10 protein-coding genes and 2 tRNA genes are annotated in these 12699 nt (G+C 64.2%); 1 reads left to right on the forward strand and 11 read right to left on the reverse strand.

The window, feature by feature from the left end; genetic code table 11:
* Positions 1 to 48 precede the first annotated feature (48 nt).
* From HNS03_RS10555 to HNS03_RS10575, 5 genes are all read right to left on the reverse strand, one after another.
* The gene (locus HNS03_RS10555) at positions 49 to 2469 is read right to left on the reverse strand and encodes a TonB-dependent siderophore receptor (RefSeq protein ID WP_367195165.1); all 2421 of its coding nucleotides are present in this window, start codon (positions 2467 to 2469) and stop codon (positions 49 to 51) included.
* Positions 2470 to 2767: 298 nt separating this feature from the next.
* On the reverse strand, positions 2768 to 3727 hold the full coding sequence (locus tag HNS03_RS10560) for a FecR domain-containing protein (protein WP_367195167.1): 960 nt from the start codon (positions 3725 to 3727) through the stop codon (positions 2768 to 2770).
* A gap of 124 nt (positions 3728 to 3851) precedes the next feature.
* Positions 3852 to 4385, reverse strand: a complete 534-nt coding sequence (locus tag HNS03_RS10565; protein WP_367195168.1) for an RNA polymerase sigma factor — start codon at positions 4383 to 4385, stop codon at positions 3852 to 3854.
* 430 nt (positions 4386 to 4815) lie between these two features.
* Positions 4816 to 4906: transfer RNA gene (locus tag HNS03_RS10570), tRNA-Ser, on the reverse strand.
* A gap of 238 nt (positions 4907 to 5144) precedes the next feature.
* Positions 5145 to 5267 carry a hypothetical protein gene (locus HNS03_RS10575; protein WP_367195170.1) on the reverse strand — a complete coding sequence of 41 codons (123 nt, stop codon included), beginning with the start codon at positions 5265 to 5267 and terminating at the stop codon, positions 5145 to 5147.
* A gap of 43 nt (positions 5268 to 5310) precedes the next feature.
* Here HNS03_RS10575 and HNS03_RS10580 point away from each other — a divergent pair.
* A tRNA-Gly gene (locus HNS03_RS10580) sits at positions 5311 to 5385 on the forward strand.
* A gap of 339 nt (positions 5386 to 5724) precedes the next feature.
* Here HNS03_RS10580 and HNS03_RS10585 read toward each other — a convergent pair.
* From HNS03_RS10585 to HNS03_RS10610, 6 genes are all read right to left on the reverse strand, one after another.
* On the reverse strand, positions 5725 to 6726 hold the full coding sequence (locus HNS03_RS10585) for a cell division protein FtsX (RefSeq protein ID WP_367195172.1): 1002 nt from the start codon (positions 6724 to 6726) through the stop codon (positions 5725 to 5727).
* Positions 6727 to 6728: 2 nt separating this feature from the next.
* Positions 6729 to 7388 carry a cell division ATP-binding protein FtsE gene (gene ftsE, locus HNS03_RS10590; RefSeq protein WP_367195173.1) on the reverse strand — a complete coding sequence of 220 codons (660 nt, stop codon included), beginning with the start codon at positions 7386 to 7388 and terminating at the stop codon, positions 6729 to 6731.
* Positions 7389 to 7620: 232 nt separating this feature from the next.
* Positions 7621 to 10167, reverse strand: coding sequence for a TIGR02302 family protein (locus HNS03_RS10595; protein WP_367195174.1), 2547 nt, complete (start codon positions 10165 to 10167; stop codon positions 7621 to 7623).
* Between the two features lie 184 nt (positions 10168 to 10351).
* Positions 10352 to 11620: a diaminopimelate decarboxylase gene (lysA, locus tag HNS03_RS10600; RefSeq protein ID WP_367195176.1), complete on the reverse strand. Its 1269-nt coding sequence runs from the start codon at positions 11618 to 11620 to the stop codon at positions 10352 to 10354.
* A 148-nt stretch (positions 11621 to 11768) separates the two neighbouring features.
* Complete coding sequence (locus HNS03_RS10605; protein ID WP_367195178.1) at positions 11769 to 12203, reverse strand: type II toxin-antitoxin system HicB family antitoxin; 435 nt, start codon at positions 12201 to 12203, stop codon at positions 11769 to 11771.
* A 259-nt stretch (positions 12204 to 12462) separates the two neighbouring features.
* Positions 12463 to 12648 carry a hypothetical protein gene (locus HNS03_RS10610; RefSeq protein ID WP_367195180.1) on the reverse strand — a complete coding sequence of 62 codons (186 nt, stop codon included), beginning with the start codon at positions 12646 to 12648 and terminating at the stop codon, positions 12463 to 12465.
* Positions 12649 to 12699: the final 51 nt, after the last annotated feature.

Raw genomic sequence — 12699 nt, forward strand, 5'->3', positions numbered from 1 at the left:
GGGCGGCCAGAGCCGCCCCAACCAGGCTACGTCGAGTAAGCCCCCTTGCTACCATTGATAGCTTAGCCGAAGCGCGACTGATCGCGGTTCGCCATAGCGACAGCCATCGACGTAGGAACAGGTATAAAAGTCCTCGTCGAGGAGGTTGTGGACGTTGAGCTGAAGCGCGGCCCCGTCGAGTTCGGGCCGGAGATCGCCGAGATCCAGGCTCGCCATCGCATCGAGGAGAACATAGGACGGCACGTCTTCCTCAATGCCCTGGATGTTCGTCTCGCCCACATAGCGGACACCACCGCCAACAGTGAGACCGGGCAACTTGAGCCGATCCAGCCGATAATCGGCCCAGAGCGAGAACGTGTTGTAGGGCGTCAGCGGAATCTGCTGCCCCACTTCTGCGGGTCTCGCACTCTCGGCGACCTCAGCATCGGTATAGGCGTAGGCTGCGATGAGCCTCAGATCTCCCATATCGACGCGGGCCTCCAGCTCGACACCGCGAGAGCGCACCTTGCCGTACTGGTAGGTGAAGCCAAGGCTGTCGGTCGTCACCACGTTGTTCTGGGTAAGGTCGTAGGCGGCCGCGCTGAGCAGCAGGTTCGTCTCCGGCGGCTGATAGCGCACACCGGCTTCGTACTGGACGCCTTCACTCGGCTCGAGCGCGTCGCCGGACAGGGTTTCCGTTCCGACCTGAGGCTGGAACGACTGGCTAACGCTGACATAGGGTGCCACCCCGCTGTCGAAAAGATAGACGGCGCCCGCACGGCCGGTAAAAGCGGAATCGTCCTGTTTCGTCACAGACCCGGACCGGTAGCTCTCCGAGCGACTTTCGGACCAGTCGTGCCGGCCGCCTAGCGAGAGCACAAGCTTGTCGAAGATCGTGATCTGATCCTGCAGATAGACGCCGAACTGATCGCCTTTGCTGTCGCTGCCGCGGTTGTTCGAATAGTCGACGTTCGGTCCACCAAACTGCTGCCCTGTCTGAAGATCGAGGTAGCTGATGGTGGAGCCACGATAGCGGTCGGTCTTGTAGGTGCGGTGATAAAAGTCGGCTCCGGCCAAAAGCGTGTGCTCCGACGGACCCCAATCGAAATCGTACTGAAGGTTCGTGTCGGAGGTGATGCCGCTCGACCGGTCGGTGCGCGCGCTCGCGATGCGGCTGAGCAGTCCGCCGGTCGAGGCCGTCGGCGCCAGGGACCCCAGCATGTAGTCCCAGTCCACGTCGGCGGAGAAATAGCGCGCTTTCGTGCGAAACGTCAGGCCGCTGTCAAACGCGTGCTCGAACTCGCCGCCGACCGTGGTCATGTTGCCGATATATCTGTCGAATCCGTCCGTTCCGAGAAACATGTCGCGCGGGATCGTTCCAGCGCTGGCATCCGCGAACTGGATCGGCGTAACGAAGCGCGTGTTGACGTGCTGGTAGCTTCCAAGGAGCGTCAGCGACGTCGCTGCGTCCGGCGACCACGTCAGGGCCGGCGCGATATAGACTTTGTTGTCCGGAATGTCGTCGATCCAAGTATCGGCCTCGCGGCCGAGACCGGTCAACCGATAGGTCAATGTTCCGTCCTCGGTCAGCGGACCGCCGAAATCGCCGGAAATCACCTTCCGGTCGTTGCTGCCATATTCGACGTTGAGTTCCCGCAACGGCGCCGCCGTCGGCCGCTTGGAAACGGTATTGACCACACCGCCGGGAGCGAGCTGGCCGTAAAGTACCGAAGAGGGGCCGCGCAGCACTTCCACGCGCTCCAGCCCGTAGGGTTCCTGGCTGCCGTCATAGACATTCGACTGCAGCTTCATCCCGTCGCGCAAGAGCCCCAGATTGCCATTGGCAACGTTGAAGCCGCGGATCATGAAGTCGTCGGCCATGCGACTGAAGGCTTCCGACTGGGTGGTGACGCCAGGCGTATAAGTCAGAGATTCGGCGAGAGAGCTTGCGTCCTGCTGGCGGACCTGATCGGCGGTGACGACCGAGATGGACTGAGGCGTTTCGATGATGGGTGTGTCGGTCTTGGTGCCCGACGCGCTTCGCTGCGCGACAATGCCGTCGACGGGTCCCCAAGCGCTCTCGATCCGACCTTGGATATCGATCCGCTCGAGCGGGACCGTCCCATCCGAGGCGAACTGCCGGGTGTTGTTCGGCCTGGACGGATCCAGCACGGTCACCGAGTTGGCGCTTGTAAAGCGGTAGGTGAGACCGCTTCCGGCAAGCAACCGGCTCAATGCCTGATCGGTGGTCAGCGTGCCGGACACCCCCGGGCTGGTATGCCCAGCCACCAAGCTTGATGGGAACAGGAGCCGTAACGACGCGCGATCGGCGAAACGCGTTAGGGCCGACCCGAGATCCTGCGGCGGGATCGCGAAGGCGATCGTCTGCTGGCGATTGGCTTCCGGCGTCGCGCTCTGGGCCAGCGCCGGATTTCCCCCGGCGCCCAGGACGCCGCCGGTCAGGATAGCCGCGACGGCCGGCCCGAGCACCGCAGATTGGCCTGCGCGCCTGCCGTTTCCCTTTCGCCCTGTCGGAATCCCATCTTGCATGAAATGCCCCTGTCCTTGTCTGTTCGTCACGCGTATCCGACCGCAGCCCCGGACGGGCGCGTCGGCATCTCGGACTCAAGGACGAAGCGAACGGAGCGCGTTTGCAGCGCAAAATGAAAAAACCTGATAAAAAAAGTCCAATATCAACCATCCGCAGATGGAGACCATGCTTCGAAAGTTGCCACCTGCACGCCAGGCAAACGAAGAGATCATCTTAAGGCGTTGATATAATTATATTTTATCGAATAATCGTAACGAGAGGCAACCTAACGACGTGCACCGGCAAGGTCGCTTCGATTGTGCTCAGCACAGCTTCGGGGTCATCGAGATCGAACACGCCAGTAACTTCCAGCGCCCGAAGACGATCCCCCACGACGAGGATACGTCCGCCTCGGTAGCGTTCCAGTTCCGCAACCACGTCCCCCAGGCGGCGGCGGTTGAAGATTAATTTGCCGCGTCGCCATGCGGTCGCGACCTCGGCATCGACAGCCTCGGGACGCGACGGTGCCAAACCAGCCGCGTATTGAACGCTGTAGCCCGCCGACGCCATGACCGGGTCGAGCGGATCTGCCCGAGTGGATACAGAGACGATCCCTTCCACCACGGTGACGACCACATGGTCGGAGCGGATATCGACATCGAAGACCGTGCCGATCGCCCGTGACTGACCTCCGTCTGCATCGACGACGAAAGGCCGGCGGGCATCCGGGGCGACGGTGAAAGTCGCCTGGCCCTGCAGCAACCGCAGCCACCGTCTGTCGGCGGCGAAATCCAAAGACAGGGCAGACCCGGCGTTGAGCCGCACCGTCGACCCGTCGGATAGGGCAACGGTCCGCTGTTCGCCGATCCCAGTTGCGTAGTCGGCGAACGCACTTGGCGGGATCACGCCGGAGCGGTAGATCGCAACTCCCGCGACGACCAGGGCCCCACCTCCCAGCACGACGCGACGCGTGACCTTCGCGCGCTCGGCTTTACGCTCCGTCTCCCGCGCCTCATCGCCGACCAGGCCGATGCCGTGCCACAAGGCCTCAGCCTCCCGGGCCGCCCGGTCATGGCCGGCGCTCTGAGCGCGCCATTCGGCGAATGCGCTCTCGTCGTCCGCCGTCGCATGGCCGGAATGCAGCCGGACGAGCCACTCGATGGCTTCGTCGCTGAGTGTCACATCCGGGTCGTCTTCGCGATTTCCACCGCGATCCATCGGTTGCACCGTCCTCGTCGCAGCGCGTCACTGCCCCTGCACTGCGCAGCGGTGACACCAACCAGCCTCTCTTATCAATGACGAAACGAAAGGCCGGATTTTGTCCCTCTGACGCCGCGGACGCTTATCCCTGTGCGCGGAAATGGTCGCGGCAGTGCCTGAGCGCCTGAGCCAGATATTTGGCGACCATGCTCGGCGAGACGCCCAATCGCTCGGCGATCTCCGCGTGGGAAAGACCATCGCACCGATTCAGAAGCAGGGCCGTGCGCGGCTTTGGCGCCAACTGCGCGAGTGCGAGTGCCAGAAAGCGAAGCTGGTCCCTGTCGACTGCAAACGTTTCGGGGGACGGACGGCTGTCGGCCATCGCCTCCATCAGCATCTCGTCGCTGATGCACCGCGACGAATGCCGTTGCTCCTTGCGCGCGAGATCGACCGCGATGTTCCCGGCAACCCGGAGCAGAAAGGCTTGTTGGTCGTGGATGGCCGAGAGCGGGCGCTGCATGGTTGCCAGGCGCAGCCACGTTTCCTGCAGAGCTTCCTCGGCCAGATCTTGCGACCCCGTCCGCCGCCTCAGAAGGGTCCGCAGGACCTTCCACTGGCGCAGATAGACGGACATCAGCTCGTCGCGAGCGGTCGCGTTGGAGGTCGTTGCGATCATGGGAGTCGCGCGCAATTGGATGACTGCCTCGACAGGACGTGCCGAGCATGAATAGCGCTTCATACGACAGCCCCAAAACGCTCACAAGTTCAATGATTTATATCAAATCTAAGGAACAGGATTCAGGCGAGCGGGAATCGCACCAATTCTTCAGGCGGCTTATCTTTTTAATTTTCGAATTTCGGCAAGTAATACTGCCAAATCGTCTTTGGACGCACGCTTCTTCGAGATTTCCGAATCAAACTGGTCTTTGCAGCGCCATTGCCCTACGCCCGGAATAGGGGTTTTCGAACCGCGAAAACCACCAGTCTCTTCAAGGTGTTAGCTGCTTTGGGGAATGATGCAAATCAAATGGCGGAGAGGATCGAACAAAGTTCGAGCTCGGAGCCATGCGCGCAGGGTTGGTGTGGCGGCTGAGCGCAAATAAAGATGGCGGAGACGGAGGGATTCGAACCCTCGAGACGGTTTTGCCGCCTACTCCCTTAGCAGGGGAGCGCCTTCGACCACTCGGCCACGTCTCCGTGAATGGTGTGGGTAGACGGCAAGCCGCAGAGGGTCAAGGGTTCGCGCGATCCGAGCGGTGGATTTCGGGGCCGGCGCTTGCAGCCAGAGCCAGTCGAGCATCAAACGTGTCGGCTAAGCCGCCCGACGCTGGCGTCCGTCGTTCCCGCCGCATCCACTGCCGCGAAAAGCCGTATTCGCTTTCTCGCTTGGCACTCGCGGCCGTTCGAGCGTGCTGCAACGGCGCCGCCGCCACCTTCAACCAAACCAGATCGCATCCAGGCCAAGCGGCAACCGGCAAGCCCGGAAACGCATCAAAACAATGCGTTTTCCCACAGGCAATTGCGAAAGGGTGTTGCATTCGCCGGCATGATCCGCCATATCGACCTCCTCAATGGACGCCGCCGGTCAAACGGCTGCGAACGCGGGTGTAGCTCAGGGGTAGAGCACAACCTTGCCAAGGTTGGGGTCGTGGGTTCGAATCCCATCGCCCGCTCCAATTTCCTTCAGGCCGATCAGCCTGCGAGAAATTGGAGCGTCCGCTTTCTTGATTTTTGCGTCGGACATGGAATTTACGGTTCGCGATGCACTTTAGCGTGCTCGCGCGCGTTCGAGCATGTCCCGTTCAGCCTTTCACAGAATCGCAGAACGGCTCGAACTCTTTGCTTTAACGCGTGTCCGCGCGGCCAACCGATTTCCACTTCGCCTGGAAGCGCTCGCGGCCCCGCCGGTCGGCGCACGCGTCGAACGATCCCTCCGTCAATATATTCGAAGCCGGTATCTGCGCGCGAGCCGGTGCTCGTCTGCCCTCCATGTGTCGTCCAGAAGCGCTGAAACGTCAGCGTTGGTCGAGCCCGGAGAGATGGCGATGGACGGCCACGCGCGACGCCACGGCCGTCAGGATGGCGACGGCGAAGATGATGGCGACAGCCACCAAATAGCCTGGCAATCCGATCGACAACGGGCCTAGCAGCGCTTGGGCTTGGGTTACGACCGTGGAGCTGCGCGCACTGCCGGCGGCAACCTCGATCGCAAGAAAGGCCAGCAACGCCGCGCCACCGCCGATCAGCCCGCCGATCAGGCCTTTCAGCAGAAAGTGCTTCTGAAATTCCCTGGCGACGAAGCCATTTTCCGCCCCGACAAAATGCAGCACCTCGATCACCTGCGCGTTGGAGGCGATCGCCGCGCGGGTGGCAAAAACGATGGTAAGCACGAGCGCCGTCAGCATCAGCACGACGATCGTCATGCCGGACGCGATGACGGAGCGCGCAACCGTCGCCAATTGGCTCGTCCACATGGCGTGATCGTCCAGGCTCGCACCCGGCACATCCGCCTTCAGCGCCGTCCGCAAGCGCTCCACGTCGAGGCTTTCCGCATCGCCGAGCGTCACCACGACCAGACGCGGCACCGGCAGCGCATCCAGCGACAGGCCGGAGCCCAGCCATGGCTCCAGAAGCGCGTTGTTGTCGGCCTCCGACAGCGCACGCGCGCTGCGAACACCGGGCTGCCCCTCGGCAATCCGCACCGCCGCCTCCAGCCGCGGCATCATGTCCTGACCCTCGATCGGCCGAATCTGGATGGTGATTTCGCGGGCGATGTCGGCCTGCCAGTCACCGGCGGCCGTCGTCACCAGCATCACCAGCCCGACGGTGAGGCAGGACAGGAAGGTCATGATCGCCACCACCACGACCAGCGCCCGGCCGGCGACCGAGCGCGAAGGAACGATCGGGCTCGGCCCGGACCCGCCGAAGCCGACCTCCGATCCGCTGTCCGTATCGCGGTGGTCTTCGGCGGCAAACGGGTCGTTGGCGTCGGTCTTGCGGCGGCGCACGCGGATCATGCCTACTCCGAGACCTCCAGGTGACCATCCACGAGGATCAGCCGCCGGGCGTCGACCTGATCCATCAGACCGATGTCGTGGGTGGCAATGACGACCGAGGTTCCAAGCCGGTTGAGTTCCAAGAACAAACGCAGGAGCCGGCGCGCAAGCGGCGGATCGACGTTGCCGGTCGGCTCGTCGGCCAGCAGCAGTTCCGGCTGTGTGATGAGCGCCCGCGCGATCGCCGCACGCTGCTTTTCGCCACCCGAGAGGATCGGCGGATAGGCATGCATGCGCCGGCCGAGCCCCACCCAGCGCAGAAGCTCGATCACGTCGGTGCGGTAATCTGCCTCTTCCTTACCCGCAACGCGCAGCGGCAGAGCGACATTCTCGAAGGTCGTAAGGTGGTCCAGCAGCCGAAAGTCCTGGAACACCACGCCAATGCGACGGCGCAACGCCGGCAGATCCGTGGCCGACAGGCGGCTCACGTCCTTCCCGAAGGCGCTCATGAAGCCGCGGGTCGGCTTCAGCGACAGGAACATCAGCCGAATGAGCGACGTCTTGCCGGCACCGGACGGTCCCGTCAGGAATTGAAAAGAGCGCGGCGGAATATGGAAGCTGACATCGCGCAGCACCTCCGGTCCGACGCCATAGCGCAGCCCGACATTCTCAAAACGGATCACATCGGCTCCCCGGCCCGGGCCGCTCACGTCGGGCCTGTTGCGTGATTTCGGGACGGGTGCAAACCGGTTGTCCTCCCGAAATCGCAGCGAGACAAGAGGTCAAGTGGCGTCCGCACCGTCCGGCCCGAATCGGCGGCGGCGGCACACATCAATCCTGTTGATACGGCCGGCGCGAATCAAGGCGGAGAGATCCCGGACGGGGCGAACGCCCCGCCCAAAACCGTAACGGACGTCAGTTGCCCGGCAGCAGCCGCTCCAGATAGTCGAGCTCCAGTGAGGGGCGCTGGGGATCGCTCAACCGGTTGCGCAGCTCCTCCAGGATGCGCCGGGCGCGCTGCACGTCGATCTCGTCGGGGATGCGCACCCGGCTCGACATGTCGGAGCCTTCATTACGGCGGAAGCGGCCGAGCGGGTCGCGCTGCTGGCCCTGCGCGGTCTGGCCGCTCTGATTGCCGCCGGGCTGGGTGCCGTTGCCGGCCATCTGCTGGGCCAGCGACTGGGCGCCCTGGCGAAGCTGCTCCAGCGCTTGCCCCTGCTCGCCGACCGCATCATCCGGCCGCCCGCCGCCGAGATCGCCCTCGGCGCGCCCCATCGCTTCGCCGGCATCGCCGAGCTGCTGGTTCGGCTGCAGACCCTGGTCGAGCAGCCGCTCCATCAACTCCTGCAGGCTTTGGCCGAGCTGGCCCTGGCTTTCCTGCAGCCGGCGCAGCTCGTCGGCGCGCTCCTGCGGGCTCTGGCTCATGCCGTCATCCTGTCCCATCTCGCCCTGGCGCCCCTGCCCTTGCTGCTGGCGGTCCAGGCGATGGGTATCGTTCATCAGCTCCTGCTGACGCTGGATCATGTTGCCGAGCTCGTCGAGCATCTGCTCCATCTGGCCCATGCCGGTTTGCGGCATCATCTGGGGCTGGCCGGCTTGAAGGTTCTCCAGCATGCGCTGCATTTCTGAGAGAAGCTGCTGCGCCTGGTCCCGGGCGCCGGACTTCGCAAGCTCCTCGATCTGAGACAACATCCGGTCAAGATCCTGCTGCGAGAGCATCTGCGCGTTCGGATCCATCTGCTGCATCGACTGCGGCGAGCGCATGGCTTGCTGCGCAAGCTCGCGCATGTAGCGGTTCATCGCCTCGCGCAACTCTTGGGTAAGGCGCGCGATCTCCTGCTCCGAGGCACCGTTCTCGATCGCCTGGCGCAGCTTTTCCTGGGCCGCCTTGAGGGCCTTTTCGGCATCGGAGAGATCGCCGTCCTCCACCATCACCGCGACGTCCCAAAGCGCGTCGAGCACCTCTTTCAAGGCCTCGTCATCGTGGGCGGCGACGAGCTGGCGATAGGCAAAATCGACCGCGAGATAGTGGCCGTCGGTGGCGAAGATCGCCTGCGGGTAAAGCATCAGCGACGAGATCGCATCGATCACGCGCGGCTGGCTTTCCGCATCATAGGCCAGGATGCGGCGCTGCTCGATCATCGATTGGGCCAGCGGCTGATAGAATGGCCGGGCCGGCAGCACGAACTCTTTCGGTTCGCTGCGCCCGGTCTGCCCCATATCGTCGGTGGCGACCAGGGTCGCCTCAACCGTGGCGCCGGCCCAGGGATGATCGGAGAGGTCCTTGGTGGTGCGGGCTGCGCCAAGGCCGTCCCGACGCCCCGGAAGGCTGAGCGCGAACGACGGAGGATCGATCAGCGGCCGGCGGGCCTCGTCGTCCGACAAGCCGCCCGGCGGATCGACCAGCGTGAACTCCGCATGCGCCTCGGTCACGCCGTAGTCGTCTTCGGTTTCGTAGCGCAGCTCCAGCGCGCCCCGGGCGGTCGCCTGCGGTTCATCGATGAAGCGGATCGCCGGCGCCCCATCGGGTTTCACCGCAAAGGCCCAGCTATCGACCGTTTCGCCATCGCCGGTCACGCTGACGGTCGCATCGGTGTCGAGCAGCACGCTCGCCTCGCGCGGACCGCCGGCCGCTCCTTCTGCATTCTCCCCATTGACCGGCTCGGTCGCGACCGACTGCGATCCGCGATCGGTGGAAAGGTCGACGGCGGCATCGCCCACACCCTGGATCCGAAGCACCAGCTCGCTGCCGGCGGGAACGGATATCGGTCCGGCATCCGCCCGCGCCGTGCCGGTGAGGAAGATCGGCGGCAGGCTGGTATAGGCCGGCGGAGAAACCCAGGCATCCAGGCGAAGCGCCGGCTCCACCGCCGCCTTGGTCGGCATCACGAAGGCCGCACGCACGCGCTGCCAATATTCGCCGGACCCGGCGGCAAGCGCCACCACCAGAAGAAGCCCGACGACGGCCCGCAGCGCATAGGGATCGCGCCGATAGAGTTTCGGGGTCGGCAGCTTTGCGGAGACTCGGTCGAGGGCGGCCACCATGCGCGTCCGATGCGCCGTCCAAAGGGCCTGCGCGGCGGAATCGGCATCCGTATCGGAGAGCGTGTCGCGATAGGCCGTCAGCGGCCGGTGGGGAACGCCCGATTGCCGCTCCAGACGGCGGACCGCCTCTTCGGCCGAGGGAACCTGGATGCGTGCCAGCGGAACGAGGCTCGCCAGCAGCCCCACACCGAACACGACCAGCGCGGAGATCCGCAGCCAACCCGGAGTAACCAGCCAAGCACCGAGCCAGGACAGCGCAAGAAACAGCGCCACCACCCCGATCGGCAGCGCCAAAGCGGGCCACAACCGCTCCCACAAAAGCGAGAGCCGCGCTCGGCGCACCAGACGATCGATGCGCTGATCGATCGGATCTGCCTCGGGATCCATCGCCGTCGCCTTGCCGAATAGCCGGGCCATTGCCACTCCGAACTTCGCACGCCCCGACCCGAAATCTAGCACGGCTGTGGGTGCGGGGTCATCCGCACCGCCGGCGGCGCACTTCTTGCGCTTCCGGCTATTTGTCGCCAAACCGGGCGGTATCAAGGCCGGTAAGATCGGCAACCTGCTGAAATTTCAGGGCCACGGATTGCGAGATATGGCCTCAGGCGAGCCAGGGCGGGAGGCTGTCGAGCCCGATCAATTCTTCGTAAGACGGCCGCCGGCGGATGACGTGGAAGTCGCCTCCGTTGACCAGCACCTCCGGAACCAGCCGGCGCGTGTTGTAGGTTCCGGCCTGCACCGCCCCGTAGGCACCCGCCGTCATCACCGCCAACAGATCGCCGCGCTCCGCCGCCGGAACCAGCCGATCCAGGGCGAGATAGTCACCGGTTTCGCAGACCGGCCCGACCACATCGGTGCGCACGGCCTCACGCACCGCCACCCGCTCGTCGACCGCCATGATGCGATGATAGGCGTCGTAGAGCGTGGGCCGCACCAGATCGTTCATGCCGGCATCGACGATCAGGAAGTCCTTTTCCTCGCCGTGCTTGCGGAAGATGACTTGGGTGACCAGGATGCCGGCATTGCCTGCGATCATCCGGCCCGGCTCCAGGATGATGGAGCAGCCGAAGCGGTTGCCGTGGCGCCGGATCACCTCTGCATAGGCCTCCGGACGCGGCGGATCGGACACGGCCTCGTCGTAGGGAATGCCGAGACCGCCGCCGAGATCGACATGTTCGATGGTGTGGCCGTCGGAGCGCAGCTCCTCCACCAGCGAGCCCATCACCGCGAATGCCTGATCGAAGGGATCGAGCTCCGTGATCTGGGAGCCGATGTGCATGTCGACGCCAATCACCCGCAGGCCGGGCAACCGTGCGGCTTGGGCATAGACCCCCCGTGCGCGGTCGAACGGAATTCCGAACTTGGTTTCGCGGTGACCGGTGGCGATCTTCTTATGGGTCTTGGGGTCGACGTCCGGATTGATGCGCAGCGACACCGGCGCCACGCGCCCCATGTCGACCGAGATCTCCGACAGGCGCTTGAGCTCGGGCTCCGATTCCACGTTGAAGCAGAGGATGCCGGCTTCCAGCGCCGCGGCGATCTCGCGATCGGTCTTGCCGACGCCAGAGAAGACGATGCGCTCGGCGCGCACACCCGCGGCCAGCGCCCGGCGCAGCTCGCCTTCGGACACCACGTCCATGCCGCAGCCATGGCGGGCAAGCGTTGCGATCACCGCCTGGTTGGAGTTCGCCTTCATCGCGTAGCAGACCAGAGCCGGCATGCCCGCCACCGCTTCGGTGAAGACGGTTAGGTGGCGGGTCAGGGTCGCCGTCGAATAGACGTAAAACGGCGTGCCGACCGCCGCCGCGATCTTCGGCAGCGGCACATCCTCGGCGTGCAGGACGCCGTCGCGATAGTCGAAATGATGCACCCGTTCGCTCCGGGTTCGGGGAAGTCGACTGGCGCCATTCCTGGCGCGCTCGAATTTGATGGAGAACTCGCGAAGTCGGCTCGCGAGCGCTCTTGCTCTACATGCTTCGCTCAGCTTGGCCAAGCGCAGCCGTTGTCACTTGAGGTATTCACGCAGCATCTTCGATGCCGATGACGATCCGTCGGCCCAGGATCCCCAACACTTCGTCGATCGTTCCGATTTTCGTCCGATGCATAGGGTCCAGAATGCGGCGTGCCTCGGTTTCCCCCTTCCCGATCCGGCGGGCGAACTCCGATTTGGTAAAACCTGAAGCGCGGAAGGCATCAAGAACGGCGATCTTGAGGCTGTCGGTCGCGTCCGGTGCGACCAGATGCTCATCCTCCTCAGCCGGCGAAGCTGGCGGGATGGGCCGGCCAAGTCCCGGATATTGAAGAAGGGCAAGACCCAGCGCGTCGCTCGCCTCCGCAAGCGCCTCTTCGCGCGTCTCCCCGTCTGAGACCACTTCGGGCACATCGCGAAAGGTGACGACGAAGCCACTCTCGTCGCCGCTTTCGATGGTGGCCGGATAGCTCAGGACCAGCATGTCTTCGCCCTCAACCGAGACCCAGGGCCTTTCGAATCTTGCGGGCCGGTTTCGGGTCGATATCGCGACTTGGAATCGTTGAGAAACGATCTCCGACCCAAACCAGCGCATGTCCTCCCTTGCCGCGCCGCTTTTCAAGGCGAAAGGACAGCCCGTTTTCTCGAGCTTCTTCCTTCAATTCGCCCGGAAACCGCTAGCGCTTGTTCACGTCCCGCCCCTCTCGGCAAATCTCGCACAAAAATGTGCGAGACTCAAACGATCAAAGCAGCGGATCGAGGATGAAGTGGCGGGTGCCGTCGGGATTGAGCTTCGGCTCCTGCTTCGGGGCGGAGGGATCCGGGGTCGGCGCATAGGGGCCGGCCTTGCGCCCGCAGGCGGACAATGTCAGCGCCAGACACACGGCCAATGCCGCACCCACGACGATAGGACGGTGTTTCAAACTCAAGGGTTCGCCTCCCAGCGTACGCGGCAGCCGCAACGGTCGTCGACCGTCTTG

The organism is Amorphus sp. 3PC139-8, assembly GCF_040750475.1.
Lineage (GTDB): Bacteria > Pseudomonadota > Alphaproteobacteria > Rhizobiales > Amorphaceae > Amorphus.